Origin of the sequence: Acinetobacter sp. SFA (assembly GCF_001647535.1) — a bacterium.
Taxonomy (GTDB): domain Bacteria; phylum Pseudomonadota; class Gammaproteobacteria; order Pseudomonadales; family Moraxellaceae; genus Acinetobacter; species Acinetobacter pecorum.
Map to the genome: position 1 here is coordinate 109887 of NZ_LSZI01000022.1, position 17970 is coordinate 127856.

Consider the following 17970-nt stretch of genomic DNA (forward strand, 5'->3'; position numbering starts at 1 on the left):
TGGTCTGAAATTGATATTTATTTCATCTATAAAATTTTCTCCGAGATGATTTATCCATCATGTGCAGATTTTTTCTTCAAAAAAAAACAATATCTAAAACCAGTTAACTTTAGAATATATTAATAATATCAATAGTTTGACTTTAATATGAAAATATAGTCGAAGCCCTGTTTAATTTAAGTATAAAATAGCACGACTTTTTTCCCCATTTCGCCCTCGTAATTTTCACAAGGCAACCTTATGTTTTCTGCCCTTACGCGCATGAGCTTAGTCTCTCGAATCATCATCGCCATTATTTTAGGCGTGGCTGTGGCTGTGGTATTTCCCGAAGTTGCTCCCTCATTAAGCCTACTGGGCGACCTGTTTATTAAAGCCTTGAAATCTGTTGCACCGATTCTGGTTTTCATTTTAGTGTTAGCTTCTATCGCGAATTTTAAGGTGGGTCAGTCTAACTCTGCTATCAGGCCGATTATGATAATGTATACGGTTGGTATGTTCCTTGCTGCACTCAGCGCTGTGGTTGCGAGTATTTTATTCCCAAGTACACTGTTCCTGGATATCGCTACACAAACTGACTTGCAGCCACCTGGCAGTCTGGTAGAAATTCTGAAAAATTTGCTGCTCAGTTTTGTCGCTAATCCGGTGGTTGCCATTGCTGAAGCTAACTTTATTGGTATCCTGGCTTGGTCAGTAGCCTTAGGTATTGCTTTCCGTCATGCATCAGATACAACCAAGACACTTTTGAATGATGCAGCCTTTGCGGTAAATTATGTAATTCGTCTTGTTATCAGTTTTGCGCCTGTAGGTATTTTTGGTCTGGTTGCAGTGACTTTTGCTGAGTCTGGCCTCGAAACGCTGACCAGTTACGTGCATTTACTTGCCGTGTTGCTCGGAACCATGGTCTTTGTGGCTCTGGTCATTAATCCGCTTCTGGTTGCCTTAATCACGCGTAATAACCCATATCCACTGGTGTTCACTTGTTTGCAAGAAAGTGGTATTACTGCTTTCTTTACCCGTAGTTCGGCAGCCAATATTCCAGTAAACCTGGATCTGGCAAAACGTTTAGGTGTCAAAGAATCGACTGCAAGTATTGCAATACCTCTCGGTGCTGCAATCAACATGGCTGGTGCTTCTGTCACTATTACCGTATTGTCATTGGCTGCCGTGAATACTTTGGGAATTAATGTCGATTTTACCACCATGCTGATTCTTTCGGTGGTGGCTGCAATCTCGGCATGCGGGGCTTCTGGTGTTGCCGGTGGTTCATTGCTATTGATTCCGGTCGCATGTGGCCTGTTTGGTATTTCTTCAGACATTGCCATGCAAGTTGTTGCAATTGGTATGGTAATCAGTGTATTACAGGATTCTACTGAAACCGCGCTAAATTCATCGACTGACGTTTTGTTCACGACAGCAGTAGACCGCGCATCAAATTGATTTTATATTAATTAAACAATATGTTTAGCCATTGATGTTGTTATGCCATTACAGCGTTTACCCATCTGGATTCATCTGGGTGCATTTTTTCTTGCCGTGAATGCCGGCATGATTAATGTACTCGGTCTGATTACCGTCCTGCACCAATCCGTTTCCCATATGACCGGTAATATCAGTATGCTGGCCATGGCGCTGGTGAATTGGGAACCGCAGCATATCGTGTATCTGTTTCTGGTAACGCTATGTTATGTCATTGGCTCAATGTATAGCGGTCTTATTCTGGGTAACAGTCACTTTCAGTTAGGACGTCTTTATGGCTATCCGCTCAGCCTGGTGGCTTTGTTTATTCTGCTAAGCTGGATATTGCTCCCTTATTTTCCTCGCTATGGCCTGCTCTGGGCCTGTACAGCAATGGGCGTACAAAATGCCATGGTCAGCCATTATAAGGGCGCAATTATTCGCACCACGCATTTATCTGGCGTACTGACCGATCTTGGTCTGGCCTTAGGCTACCGTATACGCGGATTGGATGTGGAACCACGCCGGGTGATTTTACATGTTCTGATTTTACTCGGTTTTTTCGGTGGTGGTCTTCTTGCCAGTTGGGTTTACCCTTATTTAAAATTAAACTCATTCCTGATCCCGGTCGTATTGAGTCTGACCCTCAGCCTCACCTACTGGGTGATTTATATACGTTATCGACATCAATTCGACTCATAACTGGACATTCTTATGGTTAAAAACGCATTACAGGCACAATTGTTAAAGGCAGGTCTGGTCGATAATAAGAAAGCAAAAAAACTGTCAAAACAGGCAGTTCACGAAAAGCGCACTGGCGATAGCAGTGATGCTGAAATCAAGGCTAAAATTGAACAGGCCAAACAGGAAAAGCTGGCAAAAGATCAGGCGATTGAACGAGAGAAAAAAGCAGCGCTGCAAGAAAAAGAGCTCAAAGCTGCTATCATGCAAATGATCAATCAGCATAAAATTCGTGACACTGACGGTGAAATTGCCTATCAGTTTATTGATGATTCTAAAATCAAGAAAGTCTATCTGAATCAGCAAATTTATAATGCCTTGGTCGCAGGAAGCCTGGTGATCGCCCGCGAAAATGAAAGTTATGCTTTCCTGCCTAAAGCGCTGGCGGATCGTATCAATGCCAAAATGCAAGGCTTTATCATCGTGAATAATTCAGAGAAAAATGAAGAAACGACTGATGAAGAAGATCCGTATGCAGATTATGTCATTCCAGATGATTTGATGTGGTAAGCCTATTCTTATCTAATAAATAAAACCGGCTCAGGCCGGTTTTATTAAATTATATATTCAAGATCTTAGTTCAAATAATTAAAAATTGACTTAAGCTGGTATTTGAACACCTTTGCATCTATAACAAGATGAAATGTATTTTTAGAATAAAAAGATGCAGCTTAACCCGGCTCCTCTATATCCTCATTTTTAAGCTGAAACTAGATAGCTTCTACAGGTACATATACGGGCCACCAAGCAGCCTGACGAATCACCTCAACATCAGACTCTTCTGTTTTAAGCTCAGAAATTCCTTGGTCCCGTGCAGTACGAAGCACTTCTAAGGCAACAACACTGGAAGTTACTCTCAGATCGGCATTTGATGGTAATAACGAGGCACCTTCAGAACCTAAATTTGCCTGACTGGCCACGGCCTGGGCGGCGGCAAAGATCATTTCATCCGTGATTTTTTGAGCTTTGGCAACAATTGCACCAAAACCCAAACCTGGATAAAGTGCCGCATTATTGGCCTGGCCAATTTTATAACGCACATTGTGATAAATCACATCATCAAATGGTGCTCCGGTTGCCACAAATACTTTCCCATTCGTCCACTCAATCAGCTGTTGCGGTGTTGCTTCATGTAGTAATGTTGGATTGGACAATGGAAAGATGATGGGACGTTCAACATGATTGACCATATTTTTTACAATCTGTTCTGTAAATTGACCCGGTGTGGTAGACGTTCCTATTAAAATAGTGGGTCTTACTTGTGCAACAGTTTCTGCAAGATCAATAATCCCTTTATTTTGATTAGCTTTTGCTTGTAATGCTGCCATATGGGGCCAACGTGTTCTTGCCTCTATCGCAGTATGATTAACTACCCGATTAAAACCAGCAACTTCAGCATTTTTACGCACATAGGTTTTTTGGAAATATAGAAGACCATCATTCATATCTTCAGTTAATAAGCCGGGCAAATCGACTAACCAGATTCGGGAAATGGCTTGTTCTTTTGTCAGGCCGCTACGAATCATTTGAGCACAGATTTGATCTGCAATACCACAGCCTGCTGTGCCTGCACCAAAGATCACTACCCGCTGTTCAGTCCACGGTGTTTGACTTAATTTAACTGCATTTAACAGGCCAGACATCACAATAGCACCTGTGCCCTGAATATCGTCGTTAAAGGTTGGAAGGGTTTCTCGGTAACGGTCTAAAATCCGCCGGGCATTGGTCGAACCAAAATCCTCCCAATGCAAAACAGCTTGTGGAAATAACTTTCTTGCAGCTTTTATATAGGCATCTATAAAATCATCATAAACTTTGCCCTGAATACGTTCATGCCGGTTCCCGACATAAGACGGATCATTTAATAATTTTTCATTATTGGTGCCTACATCCAGAATAACAGGGATAACCCGGTGTGGATCTATTCCCGCAGCTGCGGTATAAACCGCCAGCTTACCGATGGAAATATCTACCCCGTTTGAACCCCAGTCTCCAATTCCCAGAATTTCCTCAGCATCGGAAGCGACTATCAGATCAATATCCCCAGATTCAGCACCATAGGATCGAAGCTTTTCTTCAATACTTTCAGGTTCATTAATACTCAAGAAAATACCACGTGGACGTGTCATGATTTCACTATAATTTTCAATTGCCTCCCCCACAATCGGGTCATAAACCACAGGCAACATTTCCAGCATATGACGCTGTAATAATGCATAAAACAATGTCACATTATTATCATGCAGACGCCACATATAAATATGCTTATCCAAATCACTGTTACAGGCCTGGTAAGCCTGATAGGCGCGATTTAATTGCAGTTCCATATCAGTCGTTACCACGGGTGGTAAAATCCCGGTTAAATCCAAAGCTTTTCTTTCTTCTATGCTAAATGAAGTCCCTTTATTTAAGGCAGGATCACGCAAAACTTCATAGCCACGTGCAGTAGTTTTAAATTTACGCTGGTTATTTTCAACAACCACTTTAGCTTGACGAGTATACATATTCATACCTTTTAAAATAATTATAGGATGTTGAGAAAGTATCTGGATTAAATATCAGCTCAGCCGAGCATCTTTTTAGAATCAACACTTGTTAAAATATTATTCGCATATTTTCTTTATGCACTGCGAGTTTTTTTGAAATCATTATTTTTTTAAATTCTGTGTTAATAATTATTCTACCTTTAGGCATTAATATTAAATGAGATAATTAAAAAATTGATTTCAATTTAATTCTTCTTGTATTAAATGATATTAGTTATTAATAAAAGTAAAAATCTATATTTTGTAACTTCAAATATTATATATTGAAAAATAAAACTTATTTCTCATAAAAAATATTCAGTAGCAAATCTATTGAATATGAAACTTGAAACCAAGCTAGAGCTGTATTTTCAGGCCTTTTTAACCGTTTGATAGTAAACAGCATATGAGGAAATGTATTAAAAGTTTATTTAAAATTAAAAAATTCATGCTAAAGCTATAAACTCTATAACTATTTTTTAATTGAATGAGAAAAGATAACTTGGAACAGTTTAAGGTGATCGAGAATATACAGGTCTGGGCAGATCAGTATCCATGGCTGGAAATGCTGTCTTCACTCAGTATTGTGATTTTACTGGCCATTCTTGCCAATCTATTTGCCAAACAGGTTGTGGTACGTGGAATTCGTAAAATGATTTCCAAAATGCCTTTTGCACATAATGAAATCATTGCCGAGCATAGCGTGATTCGTCGCATTGCCAATATCGTGCCCGCAATTGTAATTATGAACGGGATTACCACCGTTCCGCATTTATCTGACAAGGTTGAGACCTTCATCCAGATGGGTGCACAAGCCTTCATCTTCCTGACCATTGCTCTGGCAATTGGTGAACTGCTAAATATTTTCAACCTGATTTATCAACGCAATCCTAAGTCGCGTAACAAGCCAATCAAGGGTTATTTACAGCTGGTCAAACTGATTATCTTCATCGTTTGTGGTCTGATGATTCTGGGAACTTTCCTGAAAAAAGATGTCTTTACCTTGCTGGCCGGATTTGGTGCCATGGCCGCGGTACTGATGCTGGTGTTCCAGAATACCATTTTGTCACTGGTGGCTTCAGTACAGATTTCATCTTATGACATGGTACGGATTGGTGACTGGATTGAAATGCCTTCGCTGAACGCAGACGGCGATGTCATTGATATGTCATTACATACCATTACGGTACAGAACTTCGATAAAACAGTGACCACGATTCCAACCAACAAACTGGTTACGGATACCTTTAAAAACTGGCGTGGCATGCAGGAAGCTGGGGCACGGCGGATCAAACGCTCGATTCACATTGATCAAAACAGCGTACATTTTATGTCGGCTGAAGAACAGAACAAGCTGAAAAATTTTATTCTGCTGGATCAGTACCTAAATACCAAATCAGAAGAGCTGGAACAATTTAACCTGCAACTGAGCCATCATTCACAGTACAACCAGCGCCGTCTCACCAATCTTGGTACCTTCCGTGCCTATGTAGAGTTCTATCTGCAACAGCATCCGGGAATTAGCAAAAATCACTCCCTGATGGTGCGTCAGTTACAACCGACCAGTGAAGGTCTACCACTAGAAATATATGCCTTTACCAATACCACGGTTTGGGCCGAATATGAAAATATCCAGTCTGATATTTTTGATCATCTATTGGCGATTATTCCTGAATTTGGTTTAAAAGTGTACCAAGCCCCTTCAGGTCTTGATTTAAAAGAAGCATTTAGTCAACCTTCTTCCATTATTAGTTAATTATAAGTTCCGACAATTTTTTAAGCCTGAAATACTGTCCTATTTCAGGCTTTTAACTATTCTGTTTTGATAAAAAATCAATAATTTAAAATATAAATTTAATCTTTGGGGGGTCAGCCTGAAATTTTAGAGGATTTTTCCTGCATAAGCTCCTGCAGCATTTTATAAAAATCAGGCTCTAAATTGATCTGATCGTCACAGATACTTGCACCATTTAATAATAAATTCTGGCTACCTTGATGCTCATAAATTACTGTATTCAGAAACTGCGTACCGGGAATATTCTTGAGCAGGTTCTGTGTCTGCTTCATTTCCGCAAGCTGCTGTTCAGGAACCTTATTTAATACAGTATAAACTTTTAATTGAGTATTATATTGTGCAATCCCAATCGCCAATTGCACCAGTTCGGTTTCAAGCTGACTATCTTCTGGATTAATGGAACTTGGAATAATCAGTTTATCTGCATGTTTCAGGACTGAACGTAAGGCAGGTGTATCCTGCCCATCAATATCAACAATAATATAGCTGAACTGCTGTTTCAGCATATCCAGCCGGTGATCCAGACTATGACTGTCATGTTTTAAGACATCCAGATGCTCGAAAGAAAATTTTTCATTTTTCAGATTTGCCCATTCAAAACCCTGCGGCTCCAGATTGGCATCAAGCAATAACGTAGGACTTTGCCCACGTAATAACTCAGTGATATGCATGGCAATCATGGTTTTTCCTGAGCCTCGTTTACGGCTAGCTACTACCCAAATACTCATATCTTACTGCTCTCTTTTGAGATTATTTTGATTATAAAAAATTGATTAAAATTTAATATAATTATGGGTTTAGAATTACGTATCCATATTGAAAAGTAAAGTCTGACTTTTAAATAATTTTGTGGCAATTTCACCCAATTACGGGCTTAAAAAAACAGAATCCTTTATAATTCTCGAAAAGCAAAATGCATGATAAGAGTACGATAATGTTTCGATGGCTTGAAAGACTGGTTGACCCCTATCCCACCAAAAATCTCAACCAACCTTTACCAACCAGGTTTTTTCCATTTGTCTGGCAGGCAGCCTATGGCGTACGCCGTTATTTGCTGATTCTGGTACTGTGTACTGCTGGTGCAGCCAGCTTCGAAGCCTTACTTTACTCAAAAATTGGTGACCTGGTGAACTGGCTGAGTAAAAGCCAGCCGGATACTTTTCTGGAGCAACATGCCAGTAATTTAACCTTACTGAGTATTGTTCTTCTGGCCAATATTTTTTTCGCCAGTGCACAATCGCTGATCAAGCACCAGATTTTGTACAGTAATTTCCCAATGCGTTTACGCTGGCGCTTTCATAATCTGCTGATGAAACAAAGCCTGGATTTTTTCCACAATGATTTTGCCGGACGCTTATCGGCCAAGGTCATGCAAACGGCGTTGGCAGTACGCGAGTTCTGGGTAATTCTGGGTGACATGCTGGCTTATGTGCTGATTTATTTCATCACCATCAATATTGTTTTGGGTGCAATTTCCCCCTTGCTGATCATTCCACTGATGGTCTGGCTAGCCTTGTTCATCTGTGCAGCTTGTTACTTTATTCCTCGTTTGAGCCGAATTTCCAATGCCCAGGCGGATGCCCGTGCGGTCATGACCGGCCGTATCACGGATGCCTATACCAATATCCAGACCGTGAAGCTTTTTGCCCATGCCGGCCGCGAAAGCCAGTATGCCAAAACTTCGATGCAGGAATTTATGGTCACGGTATATAAACAGATGCGTCTGGGTGCGCAATACGAAATCAGTATTTTACTGCTGAGTGTGGTGTTGTACGGTGGCGTACTGGGTACCGCGATCTGGCTGTGGATGGAAGGTCAGGCCGAGCTGGGAATTATTGCCGCAACTACGGCAATGGTACTGAAACTGAACAGTATTGCCGAATTTATGATGTGGCAGACCTCCGCCCTGTTTGAAAATGTGGGTACCATCCAAGATGGCATGAAGACCTTAGGCCGTAAAATTACCATTGAAGATAAACCAGGTACCAAAGAACTGCAGCTAAAGCATGGTGAAATTAAATTTGAAAATGTCAGCTTTGCCTATAATGATAAAAACGTCATTGATCAGTTTAATCTCACCATTCATCCAGGTGAAAAAATTGGTATTGTCGGCCGTTCAGGTGCAGGGAAATCCACCCTGATTCAGCTGTTGCTGCATTTTTATCATCTCAACCAGGGCCGTATCTTGATCGATGGTCAGGATATTGATGAGGTCACTCAGGACAGTTTGCGCAAGAATATTGCTTTAGTGACCCAAGATACTTCACTGCTGCATCGCACGGTCGCGGAAAACATTAAATATGGCCGTCCTGATGCCAGCGATGAAGAAATGTATGAAGCTGTGCGTAAAGCCAAAGCAGAAGAGTTTATTCCAAATCTGACTGATCTACGCGGCAAAAAAGGCTATGAAGCCTATGTAGGCGAACGTGGTGTGAAGCTTTCCGGTGGTCAGCGTCAACGGATTGCAATTGCACGTGTATTCCTGAAAGATGCGCCGATTCTGATTCTGGATGAAGCCACCAGTGCACTGGATTCTGAAGTAGAAGCTGCCATTCAGAACAGCCTGGATGAACTGATGAAAGGTAAAACCGTAATTGCCATTGCGCATCGCCTTTCGACCATTGCACAGATGGATCGTCTGATTGTAATGGATCAGGGTCGAATTGCCGAACAAGGCACGCATGATGAACTGGTGGCATTAAATGGTATCTATGCCCAGCTTTGGCAGCGTCAAACTGGCGGCATGCTGATTGAGCAACAAATCAAAGCATCAAAAGATCATGAATAATATGATCTCTAGAAGATTTCAAAACTTCTGATGATTTGATCGGCTTCAATACTGAACAGGTCTGGGACAAAAGAAAACTTTGCCCAGACCTTTCTTTTTAAAATCTTCTCTACAGATGAACCTTGAGTTGCCATCTATCCGATATTTTTTACTGAAATTCCCCAGCATATGGGCATTGAAAGTACCCTCATGAAGCATGTTTCAATTTTAATTTACACTTACGCCGTATTCTCAGATTTTGGGCTAGCCCATGCAGAAATATGACAGGTTCAATAAAATAATTCTAATTTGATCAACAAAATTATGTGGTTTAATTGATTTTAAGGCTGAATTCAGGCTAATCTGCCAGAGGCACAGTCACAATCGCCAAAATTTTGTCCAACAATTTTAATGAAAAATTTGGTGGCTTCATGCCAATATCTATTCATAAATAAAAAAATTTGAATGAGTGCAACGGATCGCGCATGAAAACAATTGCTCCACGCCAAGACCAAGGAATTCCAGGTGTTTACGGTCTCCTGCTTCTCGATGTCATTTCCCGCTGGGGTTATAATAATGAGTCGCTTTTCAAACCTTTTGGCCTGACCAGTGAACAGTTGGCAGATCCTGATTTTCGTATTCCAACTCCTGTCGCCAATGAACTGGTCAAATATGCCCTGAAACTGACCGGGGAACCGACCTTGGGCTATCATCTCGGCACACAGATGCGGATCTCGATTCATGGCTTTATTGGCTATGCCATTATGACGGCGAATAATATTACTGATGCGCTGGTACTGGCGAATCGATTTATTCAACTTCGCTTACCCTTCCTGCAACTATTTTTCTCGACTTTTGGTGCTAAAGCCACGGTACAACTGCAAACCGATATTCAGCTTGAACCTCTGCGCACCGAAATTTCCATTGCCTTGATGATTGGTCTGATCAGTATGGCCAAAGCGATTACAGGCGTTAACGATGCAACGGGAGAAATTGACTTCGATTTTAAGAAGCCGGAAGGTTTTGAACGCTTTATGGCGAAGTTCCCTACCCATCAGTTCCGCTTTGAACAGCCGCATTTAATTCTGAGTTTTGATAAAAGCTACCTGATGAACAAGCTGGTACATGCCGATCCGATTGCCAGCCAGATTGCGATTAACCAGTGTGAAACAGAACTTTCTGCCTTGGGCGAACGGCACCGGATTGCCATGCGTGTCCGGGATATCTTGACCCATGCCGAGCAACACTATCTCAGTATTGAAAGTGTGGCTGATCGCTTGCATATGTCTGACCGTACCTTAAAACGTCAACTTGCCGCCGAAGGCACCTCCTTTTCTACCCTGGTCGATGAAGTGCGTTACCGGCATGCTACCTCGTTATTATCCCGGACAGATTTTACCTTGGAACAGATTGCCGATGAACTGGGTTATAGCGATGTCGCCAATTTTAGCCGGGCGTTTAAACGCTGGAGTGGTCGCAGCCCGAGCAACTGGCGCAAAGATCCTTATTTATAAGGAAGTATAAGCCTTTTGTTTTGCTTAAAAAGAATGTATAAAACATGTCAAAAATGATCTTAAGATTTTTAAGGAGTTATCAATGAATCATCCTGCAGAATTAAAGTACGCAAGTACACATGAATGGGTGCGCATTGAGGGTGATCTTGTTGTGACCGGTATTTCCGACCATGCACAGGATGCATTAGGCGATCTGGTCTATGTCGAAGCACCAGATCTTGATTCACATATCACTGCGGGCGAACAGGCCGGTGTAGTTGAATCTGTCAAAACTGCTTCCGATATTCATGCACCGGTGTCTGGTGTAGTGGTTGAAATTAATCCTGATCTTGAAGATGATCCTGATTTTATTAATGATGATCCATATGGCAAAGGCTGGATCTATAAAATCAAGCCGGACAATATGGCCGATGTCGAAAAACTGCTCTCCAACACAGAATATGAAGCTGGACTCTAAGCTGGTCCAAGATTCAGATAATCAGCCTCCGGGCTGATTTTTTTATAGAAAAGACAAACTTTTTACTTATTTTTCCCGATTAAACTCAAGGTGTTTCTGTCGGAAACTTATTGCACTTTTCACATATATTTCTTAAAGTGATTAAGGTACTTGCTTTGCAGCCCATCTGTCGTGCTTGCTTATAAAAATAATACTCATGTGCAGTCTCAGCGCTTGTCGCACATATTATTCAGGATCCTCATGAACGACAATACTTCACTTCTTTGGACCAAGTCATTTGTACTTTGTCTGTCCAATAACCTGTTTTTATTTATTTTCTATTTTGCACAAACTACAATTTTGCCAATTTACATCTTGAAAGAGTTAGGCGGTAATCTAACCCAGGCCGGTCTGGCCATGACTTTATTTATGGTTTCTGCCATTGCAGTGCGTCCTTTTAGCGGCTTAATTATCGAAAGATTCGGTATACGCAAAACCTTAATTGTCTCAGAAATATTTTTCAATATTTTTTCCTTAGCTTACCTGTTCGCTGATCAGCTCACGATTCTGTTTATCATCCGTTTCTTGCATGGTATCTGGTTTAGTATCTTGACCACAGTTTGTGTGCCTGTCGTAAACCAGTTTATTCCGGAACAGCGTAAAGGCGAAGGTATGGGCTATTTTGTCATGTCGGTTAATCTGGGGATTGTTTTAGGGCCATTTATAGGTCTGAGCCTGATGGAATACTGGTCTTATTTTCAGGTCAGCATACTGCTGGTTGCCCTGGTCTTTATCGGATTTACCTTCTGTTTTCTGATTCCGGTCAAAGAACCTGAAAAAATAATTGAAAATTCTAACAAGAAAACATCACTTGAGCTGACAGATTTTGTAGAAAAGACGGTATTACCTGTTGCGGTACTGGCCATGCTGATTTCTTTTTCTTATGCCAGCATTATGTCCTTTATTGCTCCCTTTGCAGCCAGCAAAGGTTTAATGGCTTATGCTGGTTTGTTCTTTGTGGTTTTTGCAATTTCCATGATGAGCTTACGGCCGATCACCGGAAAAATTTATGATCGTAAAGGTCCACAATATGTGATTTATCCGGCATTGGTGGCTTTTAGTTTGGGCCTATTTTTACTGAGCCAGATCCAGAGCTTATGGGGATTCATGCTTGCTGCTGTCATGATTGGAGTAGGTTTTGGCAGTGTGCAGCCCTGTATTCAAACCTTGGCGATTCAACGTGCCCCCAAGCATCGGATTGGCTATGCAACCTCAACTTTTTATACATTCTATGATTTGGGTATTGCCATCGGTTCATTGCTCATTGGCGCCATCATTGCCGCTTATAGTTATCAGTTGGCTTTTATTTTGTGTGGTCTTTTAACGCTGAGCAGCATTGTTTATTTTAAGCTGCTGGTACAACGCAAAACTGACTAATTTTATGGATTGGATTGAATAATAAATAATATAAGTCAAAACAGGCAGAAAATTCTGCCTGTGATGTTTTGAGTAAAGGTTTATTCTGACACCGAAGTATTCTCTGCTTCTTTCTCATCCGCTTTTGGATCTTGCATCATGGTGAATTGGGTTGCTTCACTAGCTGGTGCAGTACTGTCCTGACGATTGCTTTTCAGCTTGATCTGCAGACGTAACTCATTGGTAGAATCGGCATTACGCAAAGCTTCTTCATAGGAAATGGCGCCTTGGTTATACAGGTCAAATAAGGCTTGGTCAAAAGTCTGCATGCCCAGTTCACGGGATTTAGCCATAATGGCTTTCAGCTCATGAAACTCGCCTTTCAGGATCAGGTCGGAAATCAAAGGTGTATTCAGCATGATTTCAATCGCTGCCCGACGGCCTTTACCATCTTGAGTCCGAATCAGACGCTGTGAAATAATCGCCTTCATATTTGAAGACAAATCCATCAATAACTGATTCCGGCGTTCTTCAGGGAAGAAGTTGATAATCCGGTCCAAAGTCTGGTTGGCATTATTGGAATGCAGAGTTCCCAAACACAAATGGCCAGTTTCCGCAAAAGCAATCGCATGTTCCATAGTTTCAGTATCGCGAATTTCCCCGATCAGAATTACATCCGGAGCCTGACGCAAGGTATTTTTCAGCGCATTATGCCAAGAATGGCAGTCCACTCCGACTTCACGATGAGTAATCATGGATTTTTTATGTTTATGCACATATTCAACCGGATCTTCTACGGTAATGATATGCCCTGCTGAATTTTCATTTCGGTAGTCAATCATGGCTGCGAGTGAAGTTGATTTACCTGAACCCGTTCCTCCGACTACCAGTACCAGTCCACGTTTTTCCATAATCACATGTTTCAGGGATTCCGGTAATTTCAGTTTCTGGAAATTTGGAATTTCTGCAGTAATGGTACGAATCACCATGCCCACATTAAGTTGTTGCTGGAACACATTGACCCGGAAACGGGAGACGCCCGGTACAGTAATGGCAAAGTTACATTCAAGTTCAGTTTCAAATTCTTTACGCTGTTTATCATTCATCAGACTGTAGGCAAACAGTTTGGTTTTTTCAGCTGTAAGTTCCTGTTGTCCAAAAGGTTTCATTAAGCCTTGATGTTTGATGCTCGGTGGAAAATCAGCCGTAATAAATAAATCTGAGCCACCATATTCCACTACTTTAGTCAGCATGTGATGCATGAATTTTTTTGCTTCGTCCAACAGTTCTGCCGTGAACATTTTCTTTCCCCCGGAAATGCACAACTGCACAAATCTTGATCTTAGATTTATGCCAATATATTTTGATTTCATTGTGCAGCGTTTTATAAATATGCTCAAATATATTTGATTTATAAAGAAAATATTTTTTAATATTTGTGTGATGTACTTCAATAAAAATTAAATTAAGTAGAAGTATTCAAGCTTTTTAAAGTAACTCTGCCAAAAAAATAGGATTGTAATTTTAAAGGTTGAATTCTCGTAGATGACTCATTATTTATGATTTACAATAAATAAAGTTTCTTTGAACGGCGCATTTAATATCTATCAAAGACATAACATATTTTCGTTTCTTATGATTACCCAACTTACTCGCTTCTATAAATCCAATTTGAGTTTCCGCATATGGAATAATAACTCATTAAAAAACTGGATATTATTTATTAAAACTCAATAGAACCATGGAACATTGATTGCTAAATGACCGTGGAACATGAAAAATCCATAAAAACATGATTTATAAGAAATAAAAAATTGAATTTCGTATAAGGTGTATTATGTTAATTGTAGAAAAATAAATTATTTAAAATCTTTTTAATCCTCATTGTAGGTAAAATTGATATGAAAAAAATTTGGGCTTTTAGCCTTGTTGCTATATCACTAGTGGGATGTAATCTAAATGATGAATCAGAGAGTATAGAATTTCAAACACCACGAGACCAATATGGGGTACGCTATAATATAGGTGACTTAGGCGGTAAACCTGTGCACTTAGGAAGAGAGGCACCATGGGTTGAATATGAAGATAATGTAGGAGTCAATACGAAGAAGAAATATAAAAGAAAAGTAAGAACTTATGAATCTAAGATACAAGCATTTGGATTTGAAATGCGCTATACAGATGGATTGGTTCTGGTTATTTATCATAAAGCACCACCTTATTCTGAAAAGCAGTACAAAGCAGAAATTAATCTACCTGATAATCAATGGATACGTGCTACTGTATATGCAGACCAATCTTATAATGGTGACTTAACGACTCGGTTAAGAAATAATACTTTAAAAAATAAAGATATACAAAGAAAGGACTTGGAACAATTTAACTATAAGTATATATATTTACCGACACGCGACTATGTTTATGCGTTGCAAAAATATGTACCACATCCCCAGTGGATAGAAGAAAATAAAAGACTAATAATGAATATAGGAAGAAGTACTTCCTTATATGATATAAAAGACCTCTATGTGGAAAAGGATGAAACAGGCAAAGTAATGACCCTGATAAAATGTAGTCATTCTGAATATCCTAAAGCACGTAGGTGTGAACAAGAGTTTGTGCTAGAACCAGAAATGAAAGCGAGAATTTCAGTTGTTTTTCACAGCGTTCATTTAAAAGATTGGCAGTTCATTCAACAACAAGTACAAAAAGTCGTACTAGATTTCATCGTAGAATCAAAAGTTCAAAAAAATAAATAATGTATTTAACATAATGGCGATTATACGAAATGCCTTTTTAAATAATTTTATTTATCAAGCACTTAAACTAAAAAATCCAAAACTCCAAAGATCAAAAAACAGACGTTTTAATAACTAGTGTGTTTTTTGATCAACTTTGTAATGTTTCGCCAATAAAATTGATTGTTTTTTGATCAAATCGAGGATTTTTTCAATGTTCCCGGTCTTCCCAGGGCAAAAACTATCCCCAATTTCTGGGGATAACATTTAGACATATATTATGCATATCTTAGTAAAAATTAATCTCGACCTTTGCATCTATTTATTCATTATATTTTTAAACTATTTAATGAGCAATTTTAAACATCAAGGTAAATTACCTCATTAGCTTCTTCTGCCTTCCCCCAATGACTTGAAGAAAGACAGAACCTGATTTTTAAGCACTACGCCTTAAACCTTCAAGTCGCAGTGAGTCAGTCATATTTAACAACATCTGTTCGGTTTTAGCCCAACCCAGACATCCATCAGTGATTGATTGACCATAAGTCATTTGCTCAGAAATTTTCTGATTTCCATCGACCAGATGACTTTCAAGCATTACACCGCGAACCTTAGTGTGTAAACGTTCTACCAGGATCTGTTTCAGCACTTCAGGTTGTAGCATCGGATTTTTTGAGCAGTTGCCATGACTACAGTCAATCACTAGTGCCGGCAATTCCATCTGATGTTTTGCCTGTATTTTCTCGATTTCAGCCAGCTGGTAATTAGGTCCACTATTTGAACCACGTAAAATTAAATGCGCTTTAGGATTACCTTGAGAATGTAAAATACATGGCAAACCGGACTGGCTCATACCCAGGAATTGATGAGGATGAGAGGCAGACTGAATAGCATCTAGGGCAATCTGGATCGAACCATCAGTACCATTTTTGAAACCAATGCTATATGGCATATGACTTGAGATTTCACGGTGAATTTGTGATTCGCTGGTACGTGCTCCAATCGCACCCCAAGCCAGTAGATCATCGAAATAAGCGGTTGCCATCGGGCTGAGAATTTCCGAAGCGATTGGCAGACCCATTTCAATAATTTTAAGATATAAGTCACGGGATTTTTCCAGACCCAATTGCATATTGGATGAACCATCCAGATTCGGATCGTAAAGGAAACCTTTCCAACCTACCGTAGTCCGCGGTTTTTCAATATAAGCACGCATGACCAGAAAAATCTGATCAGAAACCTGAGTTTGTAGCTGTTTTAATTTTTCTGCATATTCTAGCGCGGAAGCTTCATCATGAATGGAACATGGACCTGTAATCACCATTAATCGATGATCTCTGCCTTCTAATATATTTTGAACAGTTTGACGATGTTCAGCGACCTGGCTAGCCAATTGCGGAGACAGTGGCAATTGCTGCTTAAGTTGCTGGGGTAAAGTTAAAATGCTTTCAGCATGATGTTGTTGTGATGTATTTGGGGTATTCATGACTTTAATCCTGGGACTGAAAAGCAGTCCAAACTTTTATTTGAGCGTTATGGGTCTAATCGAAACTGTCTTGAGGGTCATTAGCTGACTAAAATAAGACCAATAAAAGCTATTAAAGTATGAATAGTTAAATGTTGTCATGATTGACTCCAAAATATTCTTAAAAATTAAAGGCATAAAAAAACCTGATCAGGGTTGCCGATCAGGTATAAACTGGTGGGCAACCATTTCATTGCCCAAACGCATTCAGGCAATTATCTAAACTGCCAGAAATAAAAATATGCGTTTGAAATGAGAGGTTGCGTTAACATATTATGTCTTTCATAAAATATGAATCTGAAATTAAAATACGCGCTCTAGGATCATTTGACAAGTATTAAATATAAAAAAATATTTATTAACTTTTCTACTTTTTTTTATGATTTTATCACACAGTTAAAGATATCAATAAAAATGGCAAAACCCACAGAAATGTAGATTTTGCCAACAGTACTTCACTTCATTTTCATGAAGATGAATAATTAACGTGAAACACGATTCCAGGCATCACGTACTGCAAATTTCGCCTGTTCCCAGTTTAAACGAGATTCGCCTTTCATTTGTTCCCATTTTAATTTCAGATCTGGTTCTGCATCTTCAAAACGGGTGTGGGCATCATAGCTGCCACGGTTTTCATAACCTACGCGGTAAGCAGTATCGTAATCGCGGTCATAATCCAGATCGCTGTATGTGGTACGGGCATCTGAATAGTATGGGGTATTTACAGAATTATCACGCCAGTAAGCCTGTTCTTCGGTTGGATTTACTGCTTCGCCTATACCTTTACCGGCCAGACCACCGACCACAGCACCGACAACACCACCTACAGCAGCACCAACAGGACCACCTGCTGCACCAACTGCTACGCCTGCGGCTGCACCGCCTGCAGCACCCAAACCTGTTCCTACAGGATGTGCACCAGGTTCACCAGTAATCGGATCTGCATTTAAATCGTCGCGGACATCTTTTGGAGAGTTCTTAATAACATCACGATCAAAATTATCATTCGACATAAAACTTATCCTTATTTTTTAAAATGGTTTCAATCACGTATGTTG

The 17970-nt window shown here is 40.0% G+C and carries 14 protein-coding genes; 9 read left to right on the top strand and 5 right to left on the bottom strand.

Translation table 11 applies throughout. The features are described from left to right. The first annotated feature begins 240 nt into the window (after positions 1-240). From sstT to AY607_RS14480, 3 genes are read left to right on the top strand one after another with little or no spacing between them, the layout of a single operon-like run. Entirely contained in the window at positions 241-1437 is a 1197-nt protein-coding gene (sstT, locus tag AY607_RS14470; protein WP_064102922.1) for a serine/threonine transporter SstT, read from the top strand. 42 nt (positions 1438-1479) lie between these two features. After that, positions 1480-2157, top strand: coding sequence for a YoaK family protein (locus tag AY607_RS14475; protein WP_064102923.1), 678 nt, complete (start codon positions 1480-1482; stop codon positions 2155-2157). Positions 2158-2169: 12 nt separating this feature from the next. Continuing rightward, the gene (locus tag AY607_RS14480) at positions 2170-2706 is read left to right on the top strand and encodes a DUF2058 domain-containing protein (RefSeq protein ID WP_064102924.1); all 537 of its coding nucleotides are present in this window, start codon (positions 2170-2172) and stop codon (positions 2704-2706) included. A 200-nt stretch (positions 2707-2906) separates the two neighbouring features. On the opposite strand, the gene AY607_RS14485 is transcribed toward AY607_RS14480, so the two are convergent. Further along, positions 2907-4700 (bottom strand): NAD-dependent malic enzyme, encoded by a 1794-nt coding sequence (locus AY607_RS14485; protein ID WP_064102925.1) that lies wholly within the window; start codon positions 4698-4700, stop codon positions 2907-2909. A gap of 523 nt (positions 4701-5223) precedes the next feature. On the opposite strand from AY607_RS14485, the gene AY607_RS14490 reads away from it, so the two are divergent. Then, a complete protein-coding gene (locus tag AY607_RS14490; RefSeq protein ID WP_064096836.1) occupies positions 5224-6477 on the top strand; it encodes a mechanosensitive ion channel family protein in 1254 nt (417 codons plus the stop codon). A 113-nt stretch (positions 6478-6590) separates the two neighbouring features. Here the strand turns inward: AY607_RS14490 and AY607_RS14495 are convergent, their stop codons facing one another. Next, the gene (locus AY607_RS14495; protein ID WP_064102926.1) at positions 6591-7244 is read right to left on the bottom strand and encodes a hypothetical protein; all 654 of its coding nucleotides are present in this window, start codon (positions 7242-7244) and stop codon (positions 6591-6593) included. Between the two features lie 206 nt (positions 7245-7450). Between AY607_RS14495 and AY607_RS14500 the strand changes: the two genes are divergently transcribed. The 4 genes from AY607_RS14500 to AY607_RS14515 all read left to right on the top strand — a co-directional run bounded on the left by AY607_RS14500 (position 7451) and on the right by AY607_RS14515 (position 12670). Further along, positions 7451-9304 carry an ABC transporter ATP-binding protein gene (locus AY607_RS14500; protein WP_064102927.1) on the top strand — a complete coding sequence of 618 codons (1854 nt, stop codon included), beginning with the start codon at positions 7451-7453 and terminating at the stop codon, positions 9302-9304. 464 nt (positions 9305-9768) lie between these two features. Next, positions 9769-10797: an AraC family transcriptional regulator gene (locus AY607_RS14505; RefSeq protein WP_064102928.1), complete on the top strand. Its 1029-nt coding sequence runs from the start codon at positions 9769-9771 to the stop codon at positions 10795-10797. A gap of 82 nt (positions 10798-10879) precedes the next feature. Continuing rightward, positions 10880-11254 (top strand): glycine cleavage system protein GcvH, encoded by a 375-nt coding sequence (gene gcvH, locus AY607_RS14510; protein ID WP_004280423.1) that lies wholly within the window; start codon positions 10880-10882, stop codon positions 11252-11254. Between the two features lie 213 nt (positions 11255-11467). After that, entirely contained in the window at positions 11468-12670 is a 1203-nt protein-coding gene (locus tag AY607_RS14515) for an MFS transporter (RefSeq protein ID WP_404793718.1), read from the top strand. An 80-nt stretch (positions 12671-12750) separates the two neighbouring features. Here the strand turns inward: AY607_RS14515 and AY607_RS14520 are convergent, their stop codons facing one another. Then, positions 12751-13950, bottom strand: a complete 1200-nt coding sequence (locus AY607_RS14520) for a PilT/PilU family type 4a pilus ATPase (RefSeq protein ID WP_005246179.1) — start codon at positions 13948-13950, stop codon at positions 12751-12753. A 600-nt stretch (positions 13951-14550) separates the two neighbouring features. Between AY607_RS14520 and AY607_RS14525 the strand changes: the two genes are divergently transcribed. Continuing rightward, the gene (locus AY607_RS14525) at positions 14551-15408 is read left to right on the top strand and encodes a hypothetical protein (protein WP_064102929.1); all 858 of its coding nucleotides are present in this window, start codon (positions 14551-14553) and stop codon (positions 15406-15408) included. 415 nt (positions 15409-15823) lie between these two features. Here AY607_RS14525 and AY607_RS14530 read toward each other — a convergent pair whose 3' ends face one another. Both AY607_RS14530 and AY607_RS14535 read right to left on the bottom strand, forming a co-directional pair. Further along, positions 15824-16873, bottom strand: coding sequence for a 3-deoxy-7-phosphoheptulonate synthase (locus AY607_RS14530; RefSeq protein WP_064102930.1), 1050 nt, complete (start codon positions 16871-16873; stop codon positions 15824-15826). 521 nt (positions 16874-17394) lie between these two features. Then, entirely contained in the window at positions 17395-17925 is a 531-nt protein-coding gene (locus tag AY607_RS14535; protein WP_064095365.1) for a hypothetical protein, read from the bottom strand. Positions 17926-17970: the final 45 nt, after the last annotated feature.